Genomic DNA, 20,598 nt, shown 5'->3' on the forward strand with positions numbered 1-20,598 from the left:
ATGATCAAACTCTTCAGTTTAATATCTATGCGGTTCTTACCCGCCACCCGAAAGTGACAGAAGCGAACCAAACTTGGCTCAAGGTTCAAACGAATTCATTTCAATTTACATTGTCATGACCGCTTGCCTTGATATTTGGTGATTTGTCACCAACGTCAGCAAGCGCCCACATGAATTACCTGATCAAATTGTTAAAGAGCTGTTTCGCTGCGATGACTGCTTGAGCCACCTTACAAACCGTTGAACTGGCTTGCCTCAGCGAGGAAGGCGTATTCTACGCATTTCCTGGTGTTTGTCAACCGCTGTTTTCTTTAGCGAGTGAAGCGAGCGATACAGACTACTCTAACCTCCTGACAAACCTAGGCTTTTACACCTTATGCACCGCTGGTAACGCTTGGCGCCCCCGGCAGCGGATGCGTACTTTACGGATTCGCTACCGAGTTGGCAAGAGCTTTTTGACAGAAAATTCAAATAAGTGTCACACGGGCGTAACGTTTCTTACCCGCTTGGATAACGTAGCTCTTACCTGTCGCCAGCATGGTGTCTTTGGCAACGACGTCGCCGTCGACTTTGACCCGGCCATTACCCAGCATATCTTTGGCCTGGGCGCTGTTGTTCGCAAGCTCAGCTCGATTGAGCACGGCCGCAATGGGTGCTTGTTCACTGCCTTCAAAATCGACCGTGACTTCCGGCAGGTCTTCCGGCAGTTCGCCATCGGCCAGCTGGTTACCCGCTGACTTGTGCGCATTGGCCGCCGCTTCATCGCCGTGGTAGCGGGCGATAAGTTCCCGCGCCAGCTCCATTTTGACGTCGCGCGGGTTGGCGCCCTGCTCAACGCTTTGCTTGAGCGCTTCGATCTCTTCGTTCGATTTCAAAGAGAGCAGCTCAAAGTAGCGCCACATTAAGCTATCCGGCATGGAGACCAGCTTGTTGAACATGGAACCCGGTGCTTCATCGACACCAATGTAGTTACCCAAGGACTTCGACATCTTCTGCACGCCGTCTAATCCTTCCAGCAGCGGCATGGTTATGACCACCTGGGGCTCTTGGCCGAAGTGCTTTTGGATTTCGCGCCCCATTAGCAGGTTGAACTTCTGGTCGGTGCCGCCCAGCTCCACATCTGCTTCAAGCGCTACCGAGTCGTAGCCCTGGACCAGCGGGTAGAGAAATTCGTGGATGGCAATGGACTGATTGGCTTTGTAGCGCTTTTCAAAGTCGTCCCGTTCCAGCATGCGTGCGACGGTACTTTGGGCGGCCAGCTCAATCATTTTGGCGGCGGAGAGCTCGCCAAACCATTCGGCGTTAAAGCGCACCTCGGTTTTTTCAGGGTCGAGGATTTTAAACACCTGTTCCTTATAGGTTTCGGCGTTGGCTTTAACATCCTCTTCAGTGAGCGGCTTACGCGTTACGTTTTTACCGGTGGGGTCGCCAATACGACCGGTAAAGTCACCGATCAGAAAGATAACCGTATGCCCTAAGTCCTGAAACTGGCGCATTTTGGTGAGCAACACGCTGTGCCCCAAGTGCAGGTCGGGGGCCGTGGGATCAAAACCCGCTTTAATACGCAGCTTGCGGCCTGAAGCAAGCTTCTTTTTTAACTCATCCTCTACCAGGATTTCATGCGTACCCCGCGACAGCAGCGCTAAAGCCTGATCCACCTCACTCATTGCCTCTCTCCACTATAATAAGAACCGCCCATACCGGGCTCAGGTGATAAATAGTCGACGATGTTACCATGCTCGTTCGCCCTGGTTGAGCCTTGGTTTAGCCTTGTTTTAGCCCTGGCTGGATATTAGCCACGCTTTGTACGAGTTTGCTTATGAAATCACCGACCGCTTCGCCGCTTTATTATATTGGCTTGATGTCCGGCACTAGCCTGGACGGTATTGATGCGGCGCTTATCGCTATCGAAGATGACTTACCACCGCGACTATTAGCAACCCACGCCGAACCGATGCCCGATGAGCTGCATCACCTACTGTTTAAACTGTGCCATGCAGAGCAGGTAAGTTTTGCGCAGCTCGCAGCCGCGGAGCACGCATTCTGCCAATGCCAAGCCCAAGCCGTGCACCAGTTATTAGCGCCGCTCTCAGTGGGTATAGAGCAGGTCAGCGCGATAGGCAGTCATGGCCAGACTATCGAGCACGCCCCCAAAGGCCACGAGGGCGGCCCGGCCTATACCCTTCAGTTGGATAACCCTAGCTTGCTGGCAGAACTTACCGGCTGCACGGTGGTGGCCGATTTCCGTCGCCGCGACCTAGCGGCGGGAGGCCAAGCTGCACCGCTGGCACCGGCGTTCCATCAGGCGCTATTTGGTCGAGCAGACGCGCATCAACTAGTGCTTAATTTGGGTGGCTTTGCCAATCTGACCTGGCTTTCGAGCCAATCAAGCGACCCAGTGATTGGTTTTGATACCGGGCCCGCGAATGTTTTATTGGATAGCTGGTTTGCCTTGCACCAGGGCGGCCGCTTTGACCAGGATGGCGATTGGGCCGCTAGCGGAAAGATAGATGACGGGCTGTTAGCTCGGTTGTTATCAGAGCCTTTTTTCCAGCAGCCGCCGCCAAGAAGCACAGGGCGCGAGTTATTCCACCTAGAGTGGCTACGACAACACCTCCGCGGCCAGGAAGCGGCTGCCGATGTGCAGGCGACGCTTGCCGAACTCACCGCCATCAGTGTTGCTCAAGGCGTAGAACAACTGCAGATCAATGACAGCCCCCTCACGCTGATCACCGCTGGCGGCGGCGCCCACAACAGCTACTTAATGCAGCGCCTTGCCTGCCACATTCCCTACGCAACGTTCACTTCGCCCGCGGCCCACGGCTGGCCTGAAGATTGGATTGAGGCAGGGGCTTTCGCCTGGCTAGCTCACCAGCGCCTGCATCACCTGCCCGGCAACCTGCCCTCGGTCACCGGCGCACAGGGCCCGCGGGTGCTGGGCGGCATTTATGCCAGCTAAAAGAAGAACCTGTTACCGTATATGGCGCGTTAAGGATTACTCATCCTTAAAGCGCCAGCGTGCCCTTCGCACTTAGCTGCGCCTCTTCTAAACTCACTGTGCCCTCTTTGACTAGCTGGGTGAGCGCAGCATCGAGGGTTTGCATACCCAAACTGCCGCCAGTTTGAATGGCCGAGTACATCTGCGCCACTTTGTCCTCACGAATCAAGTTACGTACCGCCGAGGTCGCAATCAGTACTTCGTGCGCCGCTACCCGGCCACCACTCTCACGCTTTAGCAGCGTCTGCGACACCACCGCCTGGAGTGATTCCGACAGCATTGAGCGCACCATGGCTTTTTCTTCGCCGGGAAACACATCAATAATCCGATCCACTGTTTTCGCCGCTGAAGTGGTGTGCAGCGTTCCCAGCACCAAATGACCGGTTTCAGCCGCGGTCAGCGCTAGACGAATGGTCTCCAAGTCACGCAGCTCGCCAACCAGAATCACATCTGGGTCTTCGCGCAGGGCGCTTCGCAGTGCATCGGCAAAGCTATGGGTGTCGCGGTGCACTTCGCGCTGGTTAATCAAGCAGCGCTTGCTCGCGTGAACAAACTCAACAGGATCTTCAATGGTGAGAATGTGCTCATATCGATGGTCGTTAATATAGTCGATCATCGCCGCGAGCGTGGTGCTCTTGCCTGAACCCGTCGGCCCTGTCACCAGCACCAGGCCCCGCGGCAACATCGCCAGACGCTCAAACACCTCACCCAGACCCAGCGTTTGCATGGAAAGAACCTGACTGGGAATGGTACGAAACACCGCCCCCGCGCCGCGCGTTTGGGTAAAGGCGTTGACACGAAAGCGCGCCACCCCCGGCACTTCAAAGGAAAAATCAATTTCCAGACGCTCTTCGTAGTCGCGCCGCTGACGATCATTCATGATGGCGTAGATCAATTTGCGCACATCGTTATTATCGATAGCGGGCACATTGAGCCGACGAATATCGCCATCAACACGTATCATGGGCGGCAAACCTGCCGAAAGGTGCAAGTCAGAGGCATTCTGCTTTGCCGAGAATGCTAGCAGTTCGGTAATATCCATCTCTCTTCCCAGCTGCGGTAAGGTGCTTGAGTATGACAGACATCGCGCTTAACGAGTCACTCGCCCGTTCATACGATCAGGCGCGTGAACGCTTACGTAATGCATTAAAAAGCGCGGGGCGCGCCCAGGATGCAGCCCAGCTACTGGCGGTCAGCAAAACCAAACCCGCGGCGATGATTCGCCAGGCTTGGCAGTTGGGTCAGCGTGAATTTGGTGAAAACTATCTGCAAGAAGCGCTGGAGAAGCAGACTGAGCTCGCTAATCTTGATGGCATTGTATGGCATTTCATCGGGCCGCTGCAGTCCAACAAAACCCGCTCTGCGGCCGAACACTTTGACTGGGTGCACAGCGTTGATCGGCTAAAAATTGCCAAGCGGCTAAGCGAACAGCGCCCAGCGCACCTTGCCCCACTGAATATCTGCCTGCAGGTTAATATCAGCCGCGAAGAGAGCAAAGCGGGTGTGCCGCCCGAGGAGCTGGAGATATTGGCCAGGGAAGTTGCCACACTGCCTAACCTGCGCCTGCGCGGTTTAATGGCGATACCCGCCCCGGCAGAAGGTGTGGAGGCGCAGCGCCAGCCATTAGCCGCCCTGCGCGAGGCGTTTAATGCGCTGCAAAACGCCCTCCCCGAGGCGCCGCTTGATACGCTCTCGATGGGCATGAGCGACGACTTGGAAGCGGCGATACTCGAAGGCGCCACGCTGGTGCGCTTAGGTACCGCAATTTTCGGCGCCCGCCAGACGGCATAGACAAATAACGCTATGCTGCAGCCCATACATTACTGAGCCAACGTTTACTAAAGGGACACCTATCATGGCGAACAAGATTACTTTCATTGGGGCCGGCAATATGGCCAGCGCCATTATCGGCGGCCTGATCAGCAGCGGCGTTGAACCCTCGACGATTACCGCCACCGCGCCAAACGACAGCGAACTGGCAGCGATTAAACAGCGCTTAGGCATTAATACCGACACCGACAACAACGCGGCGGTGGCTGAGGCCGACGTGGTGGTGCTCGCGGTGAAGCCGCAAATTATGCGCAGCGTATGCGAAGCCCTGCGCGACAGCGTTCAGCGCCAGCAGCCGCTGGTGATTTCGATTGCGGCAGGTCTGGATGCTGACACTATCGACCAGTGGCTAGGTGGTCAAAACGCCATGGTGCGCTGCATGCCTAATACGCCTTCGCTGGTCGGTTACGGCGCCAGCGGCCTCTACGCCAATGCCAAGGTTAGCGACGCCCAGCGCGACGTGGCCACCCAGTTGATGGAAGCGGTCGGCATTGTCGAATGGGTGGAAGAGGAAGCCCTGTTAGATGCAGTGACCGCCGTTTCCGGCAGTGCCCCGGCCTACTTCTTTTTAATGTTTGAGGCCATGGAAGAAGCGGCAGTTAAGCTCGGCCTACCTGCCGCCACTGCTCGTCGTCTGGCGATTCAAACCGCGCTGGGCGCCGCCACCATGGCGCAACAAAGTGAGAAAGACCCGGCCACGCTAAAACAGAACGTCATGTCACCGGGTGGCACCACAGAACGTGCCATTCACCACATGGAAGAGGCACAATTGCGCACCACGATTGCCGACGCCATGCAGGCCTGCGCTGATCGCGCCCAGGCAATGGCCAAGGAACTAAGCGGCAAATAATACAGCCATTCAGCTAGCGCAGCCGTTAAGCTACGAATCATCAAGGAGACATAATAATGGGCAATGAATTGGGCAGTGCAGGGTTAATGCTGGTCAACACCCTGATCAATATTTATCTGTTTTTACTTATGCTGCGCTTCCTGCTGCAGGCCTCGCGGGCGGATTACTACAACCCGTTAAGCCAATCGGTGGTGAAGATTACTCAACCGTTGGTGGGCTTGTTTCAAAGCTTTTTAGGCCCCGTTGCGGGCCGCTTCGACCTTGCCACGCTGGCGGCAGGCTTTGTATTGAAAGTGGTCAGCATCATCGCCATCTTTATGGTGATTGGCGTTGGCATGCCACCCATTCCTGGCCTGCTCATCGCGGGGGTAGCGGCGTTGGCGAATGCGATTTTAAAAATCTACTTCTTCGCCATGATTGTGATGATCATCTTAAGCTGGGTAGCACCCAACGCCAGCCATCCAGGTGCATTGCTGGTGATGCAGTTGGTGGAGCCAATTATGGCCCCCGTGCGTAAGGTGATTCCACCCCTGGGCATGATTGATCTCTCGCCTATCGTGGTATTTATCGCCATTAATCTGGTCGATGGCTTGGTGGTCGGCGCGCTGATCCGCGCAGCGGGCATCTCCGGCGCGCTGGTCGGTCTGTAATGCCGACTGTCTGCCAGCTCTTTGTTGAATTGATGTCTTCATATTGATTCATTTAGTTGCACTTTTTAGCAGGACTAGCGCCTTCAATGCCTGATTCAGATACGCTTGCGTTTGCAGACCGGCCGGCGGGCTCCGTCGGCTTGGTTACCCCGCACGTAGCCCGCTTCGACACGCCGCTCGCCCTTGCCTGCGGCAAAGTGCTACCTGCCTACGAGCTGATTTACGAAACCTACGGCACGCTGAACGCTGAGCGCAGCAACGCAGTGCTAATTTGCCACGCGCTTTCCGGCCATCACCACGCGGCAGGCTACCACAGCGAAGAAGATCGTAAGCCTGGCTGGTGGGATGCCCATATCGGCCCCGGCAAAGCGATCGACACTAATCGCTTTTTTGTGGTTTCGCTGAACAACCTGGGTGGCTGCCACGGCAGCACCGGGCCAGTCAGCCACAACCCTGACACCGGCCGCCAGTGGGGGCCCGAGTTTCCCATGGTCACGGTAAGCGACTGGGTGGCAAGTCAAGCACGCCTTGCCGACCACTTAGGGATTGAGCGCTGGGCCGCGGCTGTAGGCGGCAGTCTAGGCGGCATGCAGGTAATGCAGTGGACGATGACTTACCCAGAGCGGGTCGCCAACGCGGTAGTGATTGCCGCCACGCCCCGGCTCTCGGCGCAAAATATCGCCTTTAATGAAGTAGCCCGCCAGGCGATTCGCTCTGACCCAGAGTTCTTCGACGGCAGGTACGCCGAGCACGACACCGTGCCCAAGCGCGGGCTTAAGCTTGCGCGCATGGTGGGGCATATCACCTACCTGTCAGAAGACGCTATGGGCAGCAAATTTGGCCGCGATCTGCGCAGCGACGACCTTAACTTCGGCTTCGACGTTGAGTTCCAGGTCGAGTCCTATTTGCGCTATCAGGGCGACACTTTTTCCACTGCCTTTGACGCCAATACCTATCTGTTGATGACCAAGGCGCTGGACTACTTTGACCCTTCCGCCACCCAAGGTGGCGATCTTGCCAACGCCCTAGCCCCAGCGCAGTGCCCGTTTTTGATTGTCAGCTTCACCACCGACTGGCGCTTCCCCCCCTCGCGTTCCCGCGAGCTGGTCGATGCGCTCACCCGCGCGGGTAAAGCGGTTAGCTACGCCAACATTGACTCGCCCCATGGGCACGATGCTTTCTTACTTTCTGAACCGCGCTACGACGCTATCTTCAGCGCCTTTATGAACCGCGCCGCCCGTGAGCTTAACCTCACCGAAGCGGGTGGAGATGGCGCAGATAAAGACGAACCGAGCACGGAGGAATCGCTATGATGCGCGCCGATCTTGAGCTGATTTACGACTGGGTGCCCGAAGGCGCGCACGTACTCGACCTCGCCTGCGGCGACGGCGAACTGCTGGAGACGCTGGCACGCAATAAAGGTGTGACTGGCTACGGCTTGGAAATCGACCATGAAGGGATCAATGCCTGCGTCGCCCGTGGCGTCAACGTGATTGAGCACAACCTGGATGACGGTTTAAGCAGCTTCTGCGATAACAGCTACGATCAGGTGATCATGACCCAGGCGCTACAGGCGCTTCGCCGCCCGGACAAAATGCTTGATGAAATGCTGCGCGTCGCCGAAGAGGGCATCATCACCTTCCCCAACTTCGCCTACTGGCGTCACCGCGTGCATTTGGGTCTGCGCGGCTATATGCCGGTCTCCAAATCTCTGCCCCATGCCTGGTACGACACCCCCAACATCCACCTCTCGACGTTCAACGACTTTGAGCACCTATGCCGTGAGAAGGGCTTGATGATTGTTGATCGCGCGGTAGGCGTGGGGGATCATCAAGGTCACTGGAAATCGCGGCTATGGCCCAATCTGTTTGGTGAGATTGCCATTTTCCGCGTTCGCCGCCGCTAAGCTTTACGCTAATCAGGAGGTACGACCATGCTACGCCGCCTAATGATGAGTGCCGCCCTTATCGGCATGCTCTTCGCCACTACTTTCGCCACGACGGCTGCCTATGCGGAGCAGTTTGTCAGCGTGGGTGATTACGAGATTCACTACAGCGCAGTGAACAGCAGCTTTTTAACCCCGGAGGTGGCTCAAGCGAACAATCTTCAACGCAGCGCTACCCGCGGCTTGGTCAATGTGAGTGTTCGCGAGCGCCAGGACGATGGCAGCACCCGTCCGGTTAACGCCAGCGTGCAAGGCCACGTTAGCGGCTTAACCGGCGTTCAAGAGTCGCTCAGCTTTCGCACTGTGCATGACGGCGATGCCACCTACCACCTAGCGCCTTTTACCATGCGCGAAGATGAAGGCATGCGCTTTGAGCTAAGTGTTCGCTACGACCGCAACGCGGCTCCCGAAACGGTCAACTTTATTCAGCGTTTTTATATTGATCGCTAGGCACTATTTATATAAAACTCGCGTGCCGCACCGGCAGACTGCGGTTTAACCGTACGCCAATGGGGCGCCCCTGCTCCCGCACCACCTCAATACCGTAGGCCAGCACTTCCACACCGCTGGCCGCAGCTTCCCCCAGAGCCGCTGCGTACGTCGCGTCAATATGCGCAGCGGCGGCCACGTCAGCAATGCCCTCGTGGGCGACACAAAACAGCAGCACCGCTCGCTCGCCCTGCTCCGCCAGCGCCTGAAGTGAACGCAAGTGCTTGGTGCCACGCACGCTGACCGAATCGGGGAAGTAGCCGTGGCCATCCTGCTCTTTGAGGGTGACCTGCTTCACCTCGATATACACCCGCCCCTGCTCTGGATCGTCCAGCCTAAAATCGAGCCGGGCATCGGCGACTTTCACCTCCCGGCGCAGCGTGGCGTAGCCTGCCAAGGGTGCCAACGCTCCCGCCTCCAGCGCTGCCTCCACAATGCGATTCGCGCGGCCGGTATGCACCGAGGCAAGCGCCACCGGCCCATCCGCCTGCGGCAGCTCGATAAACTCCCACGTCCAGGCAAGCTTACGCTTGGGGTTATCGCTGGGAGACAGCCACACTCGGCAGCCTGGTACATTCACCGCTTTCATCGAACCGGTATTGGGGCAATGGGCGACCACCTCGCGCCCATCGTCCAAGCGCACATCGGCCAGAAAGCGCTTGTAGCGTTTGAGTAGCGTGCCCGGCACAAGCTCGGGATAGCCGCCCAGCATCAAAGCCTGCCCACAAAGCGGGCAATCCGCGCCACCGCCTCTTCCAGACGCGCCACCTCATTGGTGAAGGCAATACGCACATGGTGCTCGCCCCCGCGCACGGCGAAATCGATACCGGGGGTAATCGCCACGTTCTCTTCCTGCAACAGGCGTTCACAGAAGGCCTGGCTATTGTGGCTGTAGCGGGAGATATCCAGCCACAGATAGAACGCCCCCTGGGGCGGCAGATCCGGCGCCAGCCCTAGGCTCGCCAAGCCTTCCAACAGCACCTGACGGCGCTCTTTGAGCGTTTCGCGGCGCTGTTCAAGAATTGCCCAGCATTCAGGCGTGAACGCCGCCAATGCCGCATGCTGTGAAGGCGTCGGCGCGGCAAGGAACATATTCTGCGCCAGTCGCGTTAACGGCTCCACCGCATGCTCAGGCGCCACCAGCCAGCCCAAGCGCCAGCCGGTCATACCAAAATACTTTGAGAAGCTGTTGACCACAAAAGCGTTGGCTGAGAGCGAGGTTGCCGATAGCGGCGCATCGTCGTAGTTGAGGCCCTGATAGATCTCATCAACGATCACCTCGCCTTCACGCTCGGCAACTGCGGCTAACACGGCAGAGAGCTGATCAACGCTCAAAGTGTGGCCGGTAGGATTAGAGGGCGATGCCAGCATGGCAAGGCTGGTATCCTCGCGCCAATACTTAGCCACCAGGTCAGCATCCAGCTGCCAGCCGCTCTCACGCCCCACAGAGATCGCATCAATCTCAGCGCCCGCCAGGGCCATAAAGTGACGGTTGCAGGGATAGTTCGGGTCAGCCATCAGCACCCGCGAGCCGCTGGCGACTAACAGCTGACTGGCCAGCAGCAGCGCCCCCGAGGCCCCTGGCGTTACTAAAATACGCGCCGGATCCACCGTGGCGTTAAAGTGCTCCGCGTAATGCCCGGCAATCGCCTCGCGCAGTGCAGGCAAGCCAGCCGCGGGCGTGTAGCGGGTATGGCCTTGAGTAAGCGCCTGTTGCCCGGCCGCGATAACCGGCGCCGGGGTGGCAAAATCCGGCTCGCCCACTTCCAGATGAATCACATCGTGGCCGGCGGCTTCCCGCGCCTGGGCCATTTCCAGCAAATGCATGACCCGAAAAGGGGCAACGTGGTCGACACGCGAATTCCAGGCCATAACGGCTCCTGTATCTAGTCATTATTGAAACTGAGCTATCAGTAAAACTGGGAAATGATTAAAAGTTAACTAAAACATGGCCCTAGTCATATTCGAGGCAAGACCATCATCGAAAAGGCACCATTATGCTTGCAACCCAGCCAATTTTCAGCTAAACAAGCATCCCTTTGGCGTGAGATCGTGACAGTTGCTCATGGTCGATCAGTAGTCACATATGTAAGGGGCAGTCCCATGCCAGTAGCAGAAAAGAAACCGGAAGCGTCCAAGTCCTTCACCCCGTATGAGCCAGCGCCGGGTGAAGAGTATATGAACGAGCAGCAGTTAGCGCACTTCCGGCAGCTGCTGTTGGATTGGAAACAGGATCTCATGGAAGAGGTGGATCGTACCGTACGCCACCTGCAGGAAGATGCGAACAACTACGCCGACCCCGCCGATCGTGCTACCCAGGAAGAGGGCTTTAGCCTGGAACTGCGCACCCGGGATCGTGAGCGTAAGCTGCTCAAGAAAATTAACGAGACGTTGGATAACATTGACGACGACGATTACGGCTTCTGCGAAGCCTGCGGCGTTGAAATCGGCATCCGGCGTTTAGAAGCTCGCCCCACCGCCACCCTCTGCGTGGATTGCAAAACCCTGGCGGAACTCAAAGAGAAACAGCTGGGCGGCTGAGCGCTAAACGCACGTTCTAATGGAACGCGGGCACCTTAGGGTGCCCGTTTTTGTTAACGAATAGGCACTTACTTGCCCGATGCCCCTATGAATGAACCTGCTCACTACCGTGGTCGCTTTGCCCCTACGCCCTCAGGCCCGCTGCACTTTGGCTCGCTGGTTGCCGCACTCGGCAGCTATTTAGATGCCCGCGCGGCCGATGGGCAGTGGCTGGTACGCATTGAAGATATCGACCCACCCCGCTGCCCTGAAGGGGCGGCGAGTACTATCCTGCACCAACTGGAAACCTTCGGCCTGGAGTGGGACGAAGCGGTTATGTGGCAGCACACCCGCGGCGATGCTTACCAGCACGCCTTAGACCAGCTTATTCAGCTAGGCCTTGCTTACCCGTGCAGCTGTTCCCGTAAGCAGTGGCAGGCGTTTGATATCTACCCCGGCTGGTGCCGCGATGACGTTTGCGATGCGAATAAACCGCTGGCCTGGCGGCTGCGCAGCGACCGTGGAGAACGCCCTATCCGCTGGCAAGACCGGCTATTCGGCGCGCAGCAGTTTGACCCCGCTGAACTGGGCGATGTGGTATTAAAGCGCAAAGATGACCTCTGGGCGTATCAGCTCGCCGTGGTAGTGGATGACGCCGAGCAACAGATTACCGATGTGGTACGTGGGCTCGATTTGCTCGATAACACCCCTTGGCAGCGCCAACTGCAGGGTGCGCTTCAGCTACCGCAGCCGCGTTACCTGCACTTGCCGCTCATCGTTACCGCTGAAGGCCAGAAACTCTCGAAGCAGAACCTCGCCCCCGCCCTGGCGGAAGATGACCACGGTGTACGCCAGCAGCTCTATCAGGCCTTGGAAGCACTAGATCAATCGCCCCCCCAAGACCTTGCAACAGAGCCACCGGCGACTCAGCTACACTGGGCATTAGCGAACTGGTCACTGGCACGGCTAAGCCCAACACCACACCGGTTAACACCCCTCTTACATCCACCAGGAGATTGATATGTACGTCTATCGCATCATGCTGTTTTTGGTGTTTGGCGGTTACCTGCTCTCTCCGCTGCTGATGAATGGCTGGAGCGATCCTGACGCCGCCTGGTATCGGCCGTTTGCGATTTGGGGTGGCTTGATTGCGCTAACCCTCTGGTTAGAGCAGAAGAGGAAGCTTGATGAACGTTGAGATGTCCGTTGAGATAGTCGGCGTCCTGCTGCTGGGACTAGGCTACTTGGCGCTACTGTTTGGCTGTGGTTTTGCGGTAGAGCGCGGCTGGGTACCGGTGCACATTACCCGCCACCCGATTGTTTACACCCTTGCACTGGGCGTTTACGCCAGCGCCTGGGCGATTTACGGCAGCGTGGAAATGGCTGCCCACGCCGGGTTTGGCTACCTGGCTTACTACCTGGGCGCAGCGGGGGCGTTCTTGCTCGCCCCGGTTCTGCTGGTGCCGATCCAACGCATTACCCGCACCTATCAGTTAACTTCGCTTGCGGATCTATTTGCCTTTCGCTTTCGCTCGCGGTGGGCGGGTACGCTAGTCACCATGGTTAGTCTACTGGCGGTGCTGCCACTGCTCGGCATTCAAGTCCAAACCCTCAGCGAAGCTATCGACATACTCACCGTCAGCCAAGCGGGAGGCAGCATTGCGCTGCTCTTTTGTGCCGTTATTGCCGCCTTTGCAGTGATTTTCGGCGCCCGCCACAGTCAGGCTCATGGCCGCCACGACACCCTGCTGAGTGCTATCGCATTTGAATCCATCGTTAAGCTATTGGCCATGCTGGGGCTGGGTGCTGTAGCTCTATGGATGGTGTTTGACGGCCCTGGCGATCTACAGCTGTGGCTAGAAGGCCCCGGCGCTATCCTCCAGCAGCAAACACCCAAGCTTGACCCAGCGCAGTGGCGAACCCTGCTGCTACTGTTTTTTGCTGCAGCCTTTATGATGCCGCACCTCTTCCATATTAGCTTTGCCGAAAGCCTGTCACGGCATACCCTGCTACAAGCCAGTTGGGCACTGCCGCTGTTTCTACTCTTAATGGCGCTGCCGGTGCCGCTGATCTGGTGGGCCGCTCAGTCGGTTAATCCCGACATCCCCATCGCCGCTTATGCCGCCTACCTGATGACCGAGCACTGGTGGGTGGGGGCGCTGGCGTTTATCGGCGGATTGGCCGCCGCCAGCGGCACCATGATTATGATTGCGCTAGCCCTTTCCGGCATGGTGTTGAACCATATTGTACTGGTAGCGAGGCCCCCCGAGGCGCGCAGTGACCTCTACGGCTGGCTGCTATGGCTACGCCGTGGCTTAGTCGTTGCGGTGATTATCGGTGGCTGGTTATTTTACCAGTGGGTAGGGCGCCACCACGGCTTGATCGGCCTAGGGCTTGCCGCGTTTGTCGGCATGGCCCAATGTCTGCCCGGTCTGCTGGCGCTACTCTACTGGCCCGGCGCTAACCGTAAAGGCATGATTATTGGCCTGATCGCAGGCGTCGGCGTATGGCTGTGGGGTCTATGGCTACCGCTGATGCTGTCGCTCCCCGTACCGACGCTACCCTTTACCCCGTTTATGCCCGCCAATGCGCCGGTTTGGTATAACGTCACGCTGCTTTCGTTAGCGGTCAATATCCTGCTGCTGATTGTGATATCGCTGTTCACGCGAATTTCTGAAGGAGAGCAGTCCGCCGCGGAAGCGTGTTCGGTAGATGCGGTGATCCGCTCGAAGCGTTTTCCACTGGAAGCCGCGACGGCGAGTGATTTTTCTAACCATTTAGCCCAAGCGCTGGGCGATGAAGCTGCTCAGCGTGAAGTCGCCCGCGCCTTAAAGGCGCTCAACTTAACGCCCCAGGAGCGCCGCCCCTACGCATTGCGCCGCCTGCGCGACCGCATTCAAGCCAATCTCTCGGGTTTAATGGGGCCTTCGGTAGCACGGGATATCGTGGATCGCTACCTACCTTACCGCCACGACGACGCCCCGGAAACCGACGATATTCACTTTGTTGAAAGTCGCCTGGAAGCCTACCGTTCGCGGTTAACGGGACTAGCCCGGGAACTCGACGGCTTGCGCCGCCACCACCGCCAAACCCTGGCCTATTTGCCCGTGGGCCTATGCGTGCTAGGCGATGACGATGAATTGCTGATGTGGAATCAGGCGCTCTCGCAGCTCTCGGGGATTAGCGGTGAAAGCGTGATCGGCTCACGCCGCGATAGCCTGCCAGCTCCCTGGCCTAGCCTGCTGGGCAGCGTGTTAGACGCGACGCCAGGCCCGCTCTATAAACAAGCAGTGACGCTGCATGGCAAGGATTACTTTCTGACCCTGCACAAAGCGATTCTCAGCGGCCACGACAGCCGTGGCGGCAGCGTGATTCTGATTGAAGACCATACCGAAATGAAGTGGCTGGAAGACGAACTGGTGCATGCGGCGCGTCTCGCCTCCATCGGCCAGTTGGCCGCTGGTGTTGCTCATGAAATTGGCAATCCAATTACTGGCATCTCATCGCTGGCACAAAATCTTCGTTACGACACCAACGACCCTGTGCTGCTGGAAACCGCCGATCAGATCCAGCAGTTGACCCAGCGGGTGACTAAAATCGTCAATTCATTGGTCGGCTTTGCCCACGGAGGCCGACAAACGGTGCCGCTACCGGCCTCGCCCGTGGCGCTTGCATCGATTAGTGAAGATGCACTGCACTTGATCCACCTCGCCCGCTCGGGAGAGGATGTCACCTTAACCAATGAGACGCCCGATGACTTGGTCGTGCGTGGCGATGCTCAACGGTTAACCCAAGTGATGGTCAACCTGCTGAGTAACGCCCGGGATGCCTGCGATCAGGGGGGAGAAGTTCATATAACCGCTGGGTGCCACCAGCAGCTCGCTTGGTGGCGGATAACCGATAATGGTCAGGGTATCGATCCACGGGTACGCGACCACCTGTTTGAGCCCTTTACCACCACTAAGCCAGCAGGCGAAGGCACTGGCCTGGGCCTTTCACTGGCTTATCAGATTATCAATGAGCACCAAGGTAAAATAGAGGTGGCCTCGCCACCGCCCGGACAGCCTCGCGGCACAGCCATTACCTTATGGCTGCCGCTTTACCAACAGGATGATCAGCCAGCCTATGCCCAGGATTCTGATTGTTGAAGATGAAGCGATTATTCGCAGCGCGTTAAAGCGCCTGCTGGAACGCCACGACTATGCGGTCAGTGAAGCAGGCAGCGCTGAGGAGGCCAGCCAGCTTGAACTCAAAGGGTTCGACCTCATCATCAGCGACCTGCGCCTGCCGGGTGAGCCAGGCACCATGCTGATCGCGGCTTCAAGCCCCGTGCCGGTGCTGATCATGACCAGCTACGCCAGCATGCGCTCTGCCGTGGAGTCGCTCAAACAGGGCGCCGTGGACTATGTTGCCAAACCCTTCGACCACGCCGAGCTGTTGGAAACCGTTGAGCGAATTCTGCACAAGCAGTCAATGCAGCAGATCCCACCGCCGGATATCACCGACGCAGGCGGTGGCCGCCAGACCATGATCGGCAACTGCGTTGCCATGCAGCAGGTCTACACCCGTATTAGTAAAACCGCCCCCGCCGATGTCACCGTGCTGGTACTTGGCGAGTCGGGCACCGGTAAGGAGCTGGTGGCACGCGCTATTCACCAGCAGAGCAAGCGCGCCAAGGCACCGCTGATCTGTGTCAACTGCGCAGCGATTCCTGAAACACTGATCGAATCCGAACTGTTTGGCCATGAGAAAGGCGCTTTTACCGGCGCCAGCGCCGCGCGCACCGGGTTAGTTGAAGCTGCCGACGGCGGGACGCTGTTTTTGGATGAAATTGGCGAACTGCCGTTGGACGCCCAAGCACGGCTGCTACGTGTGCTCCAAGAGGGCGAAATCCGTAAAATTGGTTCAGTGGAAACCCGCCACGTGAATGTCAGGCTGATTGCAGCCACCCATCGCGATCTGCGTGCGCTGTCAAAAACCGGCGAGTTCCGCCTTGATCTCTACTATCGCCTGAACGTGATGCAGATCGAGCTGCCGCCTTTGCGCGAGCGCGAGGATGACGTGCTTGAGATCGCCGATATTCTGCTCGATAAAGCATGTAAGCGTCATGAACGACCCGGTCTACGTTTATCACGTGCTGCCCGTCAAGATTTGCGCGACTACCCTTGGCCAGGCAACGTGCGCGAGTTGGAGAATGCGTTGGAACGCGGGGTCATCCTTGCCGAAGGACATCTCATCCACCCGGACGATTTAGGTCTAGCACCCATTACCGCTCGTCCTCATGCACCCTCAGCGAACACTCCCGCCACCTCTGGCAGTGCGGATAATGCCGCTGAAGACAATGAAGACGACCTTTCCTTAGAGGACTACTTTCAACATTTTGTGCTTGAGCACCAAGATCAAATGAGTGAAACCGAACTGGCTCAAAAATTGGGTATTAGCCGTAAAAATCTGTGGGAACGCCGCCAACGACTTGGCATACCACGCAAAAAGACTGCCCGGCGCCCAGGCTAAGCGCCTGGGCGCGCCCGGCTGACCCGGCCCCACGGCGACCTCTACGACCATTGTCTAATACACTGATTTAAATAAGAAATATCCCACTCTCCGCCACCCTGACACTGTTACCTTCCCACACAAAGCCGCGCACAAACGGACGCAGAAGAGGTAACACTTTCTGTGCTGCAAAGTTCCACCGCGTCCAAAAAAACGCCAACCTTCTGAAATTTATAATGTATTAAATAGGTGGCACAGCGTCTGCAGTATTACTGGGTAAGAAAAACAAACTGGGCATAGCGGTAGGTCACCAACAAAAACAACACGACCTCACCCCACCTGAGCCACAACAAAAACAACAGGGCCAGGTAGAGATAACAGTACTAACAATAACAACAGGCTTGAGTCTCATTACTTGCTTGCGTAGGCAGCACAGGCGCAGCGAACAATAACAAAAGCAGCAAGTGGCCCGATAAGGACGCGACGTACAACGTGACTTGGCATCCTAACAAAAATAATAGCTGTCAGTGTGTACACCCCGGCGCTAATAATAATTCCCCGGGGGGAGAAAAGTTCGCGGTTGGATTATTGTTTTGAATACGAGGCGGTCGGAACGATTGCGATCCTTACGCCTACCGACTGCGGTGCGTATTCAGGGCGATGTGCCATCATGAAGAAAAACAGCAGCATGGACGCTGATTAATCGCTTAACAGGGGAGGCTCTCTTAGCCTCCCCTTTCCGTGTCTGGTCACTTGAGTTTACGCAAACCAGCGTCAAATGCTTTGCAAGCCTTAGGGGGTCGGATACACTCAGGGATTAACTGTCTATGTTAGGTACTCATTTGACGCGCTTTTCACATAGCCATGTTACGCACTTGTTGATTTTTTTATGTACCCTGCGAGTTGAAATCGTCGCATGTTTAAAGGATTTACCCGTTTCCTACACAGCCCGGGGGAGCAATTGAAAACCTTGCTTGATCCCCAAGAGAACACCACCAGCGCCCTCACTCCGCGCAACATCCCTCGGTCAGAGCACCCTGTTTCTCGCCAGCATATCAGCGATGCCGCGTTAAAAGTGCTTTATCGCCTTAGCGGTGCGGGCTTCGACGCTTATTTGGTCGGTGGCTGCATCCGCGATGCGCTGCTTGGCAAAATGCCCAAAGATTTTGATGTGGCCACCAACGCCACTCCCGAGCAGGTGCGCGATCTATTTCGTAACTCGCGCCTGATTGGTCGGCGTTTTCGGATTGTCCATGTGCGCTTTGGCCGTGAGGTCATTGAGGTCACCACCTTCCGCGGCAAACCCCAAGACGAGCATGGCGATCACATTGCCCACCAGTCCGATGAAGGGTTACTGCTGCGCGACAACGTATGGGGCAATATTGAAGAGGATGCGCTACGACGCGATTTCACCGTAAATGCGCTCTACTACAATATCGCCGACTTCAGCATCACCGATTTTGCCAATGGTGCCGAGGATATTAAGACCCGCACCCTGCGCCTGATTGGCGACCCGGCGACGCGCTATCGCGAAGACCCGGTAAGGATGCTGCGGGCGGTGCGCTTTGCGGCTAAGCTCGACTTCACCCTAGACCCCGCCACCGAAGCGCCGATGTACGACCAGGCGCCATTGCTGCTGCAGATTCCGCCTGCGCGGCTATTCGATGAAGTGCTCAAGCTATTTATGTCGGGCCACGGTTTGGTCACCTTCCGGCTACTCAGCCACTACGGCCTGTTCGGCATGCTGTTTCCCGAGGCTGAAGAAGCCATGGCCGACGCTGCCTGGGCCGAAGAGCTGATTGAGCAAGCGCTTACCAATACCGACAAGCGCATCGCAGAAGAGCGTCCGGTCACTCCGGCGTTCCTGCTGGCGGCGTTCTTATGGGCACCCGTCAAACATCGCCAGGAAGCATTGGAGCAGGAGGGCATGCCCCCCATTCCCGCGCTTCAAGCGGCGGCTCAGCAGGTGGTTTCGCGTCAGTTAGAGTTCACCTCAATTCCCAAGCGTTTCGGCATCCCCATGCGGGAAATTTGGGAGCTCCAGCAGCGCCTGCCCCAGCGGCGCGGTAAAAAAGCCTTTCAAACCCGTGAACATTCGCGCTTCCGGGCGGGCTATGACCTGCTCCTGCTCCGCGAGCAGGCGGGTGAGATACCCAGTGGTTTAGGCGAGTGGTGGACGGCGTTTCAGCGCGGCGATGAGCACGAACAGCGGCGTTTGCTACAAAAAGTGGGCGGCGACCCCGCCAGCCAGGGTGATCGCCGTCGCAAGCGGCGGCGTAAACCAAGCGCGCCAGAGTAGTGAGTGCTCCTCCCCAGCTCGCCTATATCGGCTTGGGTAGCAATCTTGAGTCGCCTATTGAGCAGGTTCGCGAGGCGCTTAATGAACTGGCAATGCTGCCGCTAAGTCGACTAGTGGCAGCGTCCTCGCTCTACGCCAGCCGCCCCGTTGGGCCGCAGGATCAGCCAGACTTTATTAACGCCGTGGCGGCACTGGAAACCCGACTCTCACCGCTGGCGCTACTCGACCAACTCCAGGCGTTAGAACAGCAGCATCGCCGCCGCCGCCAGCGCCACTGGGGCCCGCGCACACTCGATCTAGACCTGCTGCTGTACGCCAACGACCTTATCGATACTCCCCGTTTACGCGTACCCCACCCGCACATGACTGCCCGGGCCTTTGTTTTAGTCCCGCTTGCTGAGATTGCCCCCTCGCTCACGCTTCTCCAACAGCCGCTATCCACCTGGCTTGAACGTGTTCAGAACCAAGGTCTGGAACGCTTACCTAACGCCTAGTGTGCGGCTAACGCTACCATTTGACACAAATCTCGACACTGACACCCCATTCAGGTAACAATTGCCGGTTAAGCCACTTCGCGCCTGCAGGGATGCAGCTTTAATAATGGTCGGCTGCCTATGTCGCAGCGGCCTCACGTAAAACATGAGAGCACGCCATGAAAACCGTCACCCTAAGCACGCTGCGGGCCTATAAGCAGGCTGGCGAGACGTTTAGCTGCCTGACCGCGTATGATGCCTCCTTTGCCCACGCGGCAAGCCAAGCAGGCATTGATGTCCTACTGGTCGGTGATTCGCTGGGCATGGTGCTACAAGGCCATAGCAGCACCCTCCCCGTCACCATTGACGATATCGTTTATCACACCCGCTGCGCGGCGCGTGGTAAAGGCCATAGCCTGCTGATGGTCGATCTGCCGTTTATGAGCAATGCCACCACCGAGCGCCTACTTGAGGATGCCGGTGCCGTGATGCGCGCGGGGGCGGAACTGGTCAAGCTGGAAGGCGAAGCGTGGATGGCCGACGGCATTCGCGAATTGACCCGCCGCGGCGTACCGGTATGTGCACACTTGGGGTTAACCCCGCAGACCGTTCATCAGCTAGGTGGCTATAAAGTGCAAGGCCGTGACGCCGCCCAGGCTGAGCGGATCATCAATGATGCCAAAGTGCTGGTGGACGCGGGTGCCTCGGTGATTCTGCTTGAGTGCGTGCCCGCTAGCCTAGGCAAAGCGGTCACCGAAGCGCTGGAGGTGCCGGTGATTGGCATTGGCGCCGGCCCGGATACCGATGGCCAGATTCTGGTGATGCACGATGTGCTGGGCGTTACACACGGCCGCACGCCGCGCTTTGTGAAAAACTTTATGGTTGAGGCGGACAGCATTCAAACTGCTTTTCAGCGCTACCATGACGCTGTCAAAACCCGCGCTTTCCCGGCTCAAGAGCATTGTTTTTAAAATCGGTTTTTAACATCGGTTTTTAAGCCCGGTTTTTAAAAACCGTTTTTAAGACAGCTCGACTATCGCCCATTTTTTGT

The 20,598-nt window shown here is 57.4% G+C and carries 19 protein-coding genes; 15 read left to right on the forward strand and 4 right to left on the reverse strand.

What is annotated here, in order from left to right; translation table 11 throughout:
• Nucleotides 1–467: 467 nt before the first annotated feature.
• Nucleotides 468–1,667: a tyrosine--tRNA ligase gene (gene tyrS / locus A6R74_RS12970; protein ID WP_064234891.1), complete on the reverse strand. Its 1,200-nt coding sequence runs from the start codon at nt 1,665–1,667 to the stop codon at nt 468–470.
• A gap of 152 nt (nt 1,668–1,819) precedes the next feature.
• Here tyrS and A6R74_RS12975 point away from each other — a divergent pair, with 152 nt between their 5' ends.
• Nucleotides 1,820–2,959: an anhydro-N-acetylmuramic acid kinase gene (locus A6R74_RS12975; protein WP_064234892.1), complete on the forward strand. Its 1,140-nt coding sequence runs from the start codon at nt 1,820–1,822 to the stop codon at nt 2,957–2,959.
• A 46-nt stretch (nt 2,960–3,005) separates the two neighbouring features.
• Here the strand turns inward: A6R74_RS12975 and A6R74_RS12980 are convergent, their stop codons facing one another.
• Complete coding sequence (locus A6R74_RS12980) at nt 3,006–4,040, reverse strand: type IV pilus twitching motility protein PilT (RefSeq protein ID WP_064234893.1); 1,035 nt, start codon at nt 4,038–4,040, stop codon at nt 3,006–3,008.
• A gap of 32 nt (nt 4,041–4,072) precedes the next feature.
• Here A6R74_RS12980 and A6R74_RS12985 point away from each other — a divergent pair, with 32 nt between their 5' ends.
• The 6 genes from A6R74_RS12985 (at nt 4,073) to A6R74_RS13010 (ending at nt 8,723) form a co-directional block, all read left to right on the forward strand.
• Nucleotides 4,073–4,789, forward strand: coding sequence for a YggS family pyridoxal phosphate-dependent enzyme (locus A6R74_RS12985; RefSeq protein ID WP_064234894.1), 717 nt, complete (start codon nt 4,073–4,075; stop codon nt 4,787–4,789).
• Between the two features lie 64 nt (nt 4,790–4,853).
• Nucleotides 4,854–5,678: a pyrroline-5-carboxylate reductase gene (gene proC / locus A6R74_RS12990; RefSeq protein WP_064234895.1), complete on the forward strand. Its 825-nt coding sequence runs from the start codon at nt 4,854–4,856 to the stop codon at nt 5,676–5,678.
• Between the two features lie 56 nt (nt 5,679–5,734).
• Complete coding sequence (locus A6R74_RS12995) at nt 5,735–6,328, forward strand: YggT family protein (RefSeq protein WP_064234896.1); 594 nt, start codon at nt 5,735–5,737, stop codon at nt 6,326–6,328.
• A gap of 86 nt (nt 6,329–6,414) precedes the next feature.
• A complete protein-coding gene (gene metX, locus A6R74_RS13000; protein ID WP_064234897.1) occupies nt 6,415–7,641 on the forward strand; it encodes a homoserine O-succinyltransferase MetX in 1,227 nt (408 codons plus the stop codon).
• Nucleotides 7,641–8,234: a methionine biosynthesis protein MetW gene (metW, locus tag A6R74_RS13005; RefSeq protein WP_064235091.1), complete on the forward strand. Its 594-nt coding sequence runs from the start codon at nt 7,641–7,643 to the stop codon at nt 8,232–8,234. Before metX ends, metW begins: the two co-directional genes overlap by 1 nt.
• 27 nt (nt 8,235–8,261) lie before the next feature.
• Entirely contained in the window at nt 8,262–8,723 is a 462-nt protein-coding gene (locus A6R74_RS13010; protein ID WP_064234898.1) for a DUF4426 domain-containing protein, read from the forward strand.
• 7 nt (nt 8,724–8,730) lie between these two features.
• On the opposite strand, the gene sfsA is transcribed toward A6R74_RS13010, so the two are convergent.
• On the reverse strand, nt 8,731–9,474 hold the full coding sequence (sfsA, locus tag A6R74_RS13015; RefSeq protein WP_064234899.1) for a DNA/RNA nuclease SfsA: 744 nt from the start codon (nt 9,472–9,474) through the stop codon (nt 8,731–8,733).
• Nucleotides 9,474–10,634, reverse strand: a complete 1,161-nt coding sequence (locus tag A6R74_RS13020; RefSeq protein ID WP_064234900.1) for an aminotransferase class I/II-fold pyridoxal phosphate-dependent enzyme — start codon at nt 10,632–10,634, stop codon at nt 9,474–9,476. Before A6R74_RS13020 ends, sfsA begins: the two co-directional genes overlap by 1 nt.
• 231 nt (nt 10,635–10,865) lie before the next feature.
• Between A6R74_RS13020 and dksA the strand changes: the two genes are divergently transcribed.
• The 8 genes from dksA (at nt 10,866) to panB (ending at nt 20,518) form a co-directional block, all read left to right on the forward strand.
• Nucleotides 10,866–11,303 carry an RNA polymerase-binding protein DksA gene (dksA, locus tag A6R74_RS13025; protein ID WP_007111809.1) on the forward strand — a complete coding sequence of 146 codons (438 nt, stop codon included), beginning with the start codon at nt 10,866–10,868 and terminating at the stop codon, nt 11,301–11,303.
• A gap of 87 nt (nt 11,304–11,390) precedes the next feature.
• Nucleotides 11,391–12,302, forward strand: coding sequence for a tRNA glutamyl-Q(34) synthetase GluQRS (gene gluQRS / locus A6R74_RS13030; protein WP_064234901.1), 912 nt, complete (start codon nt 11,391–11,393; stop codon nt 12,300–12,302).
• 1 nt (nt 12,303) lies between these two features.
• On the forward strand, nt 12,304–12,480 hold the full coding sequence (locus tag A6R74_RS22805) for a hypothetical protein (protein ID WP_165603383.1): 177 nt from the start codon (nt 12,304–12,306) through the stop codon (nt 12,478–12,480).
• 1 nt (nt 12,481) lies between these two features.
• On the forward strand, nt 12,482–15,430 hold the full coding sequence (locus tag A6R74_RS13035) for an ATP-binding protein (RefSeq protein WP_064235092.1): 2,949 nt from the start codon (nt 12,482–12,484) through the stop codon (nt 15,428–15,430).
• Nucleotides 15,408–16,796 (forward strand): sigma-54-dependent transcriptional regulator, encoded by a 1,389-nt coding sequence (locus tag A6R74_RS13040; protein WP_064234902.1) that lies wholly within the window; start codon nt 15,408–15,410, stop codon nt 16,794–16,796. The genes A6R74_RS13035 and A6R74_RS13040 overlap by 23 nt, the downstream gene beginning before the upstream one ends.
• 895 nt (nt 16,797–17,691) lie before the next feature.
• On the forward strand, nt 17,692–19,074 hold the full coding sequence (pcnB, locus tag A6R74_RS13045; RefSeq protein WP_064234903.1) for a polynucleotide adenylyltransferase PcnB: 1,383 nt from the start codon (nt 17,692–17,694) through the stop codon (nt 19,072–19,074).
• Complete coding sequence (gene folK, locus A6R74_RS13050; protein ID WP_064234904.1) at nt 19,074–19,568, forward strand: 2-amino-4-hydroxy-6-hydroxymethyldihydropteridine diphosphokinase; 495 nt, start codon at nt 19,074–19,076, stop codon at nt 19,566–19,568. The genes pcnB and folK overlap by 1 nt, the downstream gene beginning before the upstream one ends.
• A 158-nt stretch (nt 19,569–19,726) precedes the next feature.
• A complete protein-coding gene (gene panB / locus A6R74_RS13055; RefSeq protein ID WP_064234905.1) occupies nt 19,727–20,518 on the forward strand; it encodes a 3-methyl-2-oxobutanoate hydroxymethyltransferase in 792 nt (263 codons plus the stop codon).
• Nucleotides 20,519–20,598: the final 80 nt, after the last annotated feature.

This window comes from Halomonas sp. ALS9, assembly GCF_001651035.1.
GTDB lineage: Bacteria > Pseudomonadota > Gammaproteobacteria > Pseudomonadales > Halomonadaceae > Vreelandella.

Excerpts from the sequence above, each read along its gene's own strand:
- A6R74_RS12985 (WP_064234894.1), top strand. The coding sequence starts at position 4,073 with ATGACAGACATCGCGCTTAACGAGTCACTCGCCCGTTCATACGATCAG.
- A6R74_RS13035 (WP_064235092.1), top strand. The coding sequence starts at position 12,482 with ATGTCCGTTGAGATAGTCGGCGTCCTGCTGCTGGGACTAGGCTACTTG.
- A6R74_RS12995 (WP_064234896.1), top strand. The coding sequence starts at position 5,735 with ATGGGCAATGAATTGGGCAGTGCAGGGTTAATGCTGGTCAACACCCTG.
- A6R74_RS13010 (WP_064234898.1), top strand. The coding sequence starts at position 8,262 with ATGCTACGCCGCCTAATGATGAGTGCCGCCCTTATCGGCATGCTCTTC.
- pcnB (WP_064234903.1), top strand. The coding sequence starts at position 17,692 with ATGTTTAAAGGATTTACCCGTTTCCTACACAGCCCGGGGGAGCAATTG.
- metX (WP_064234897.1), top strand. The coding sequence starts at position 6,415 with ATGCCTGATTCAGATACGCTTGCGTTTGCAGACCGGCCGGCGGGCTCC.
- proC (WP_064234895.1), top strand. The coding sequence starts at position 4,854 with ATGGCGAACAAGATTACTTTCATTGGGGCCGGCAATATGGCCAGCGCC.
- A6R74_RS13040 (WP_064234902.1), top strand. The coding sequence starts at position 15,408 with ATGCCCAGGATTCTGATTGTTGAAGATGAAGCGATTATTCGCAGCGCG.
- tyrS (WP_064234891.1), bottom strand. The coding sequence starts at position 1,667 with ATGAGTGAGGTGGATCAGGCTTTAGCGCTGCTGTCGCGGGGTACGCAT.
- panB (WP_064234905.1), top strand. The coding sequence starts at position 19,727 with ATGAAAACCGTCACCCTAAGCACGCTGCGGGCCTATAAGCAGGCTGGC.
- A6R74_RS13020 (WP_064234900.1), bottom strand. The coding sequence starts at position 10,634 with ATGGCCTGGAATTCGCGTGTCGACCACGTTGCCCCTTTTCGGGTCATG.
- A6R74_RS12980 (WP_064234893.1), bottom strand. The coding sequence starts at position 4,040 with ATGGATATTACCGAACTGCTAGCATTCTCGGCAAAGCAGAATGCCTCT.
- A6R74_RS12975 (WP_064234892.1), top strand. The coding sequence starts at position 1,820 with ATGAAATCACCGACCGCTTCGCCGCTTTATTATATTGGCTTGATGTCC.
- gluQRS (WP_064234901.1), top strand. The coding sequence starts at position 11,391 with ATGAATGAACCTGCTCACTACCGTGGTCGCTTTGCCCCTACGCCCTCA.
- metW (WP_064235091.1), top strand. The coding sequence starts at position 7,641 with ATGCGCGCCGATCTTGAGCTGATTTACGACTGGGTGCCCGAAGGCGCG.
- sfsA (WP_064234899.1), bottom strand. The coding sequence starts at position 9,474 with ATGCTGGGCGGCTATCCCGAGCTTGTGCCGGGCACGCTACTCAAACGC.
- dksA (WP_007111809.1), top strand. The coding sequence starts at position 10,866 with ATGCCAGTAGCAGAAAAGAAACCGGAAGCGTCCAAGTCCTTCACCCCG.
- A6R74_RS22805 (WP_165603383.1), top strand. The coding sequence starts at position 12,304 with ATGTACGTCTATCGCATCATGCTGTTTTTGGTGTTTGGCGGTTACCTG.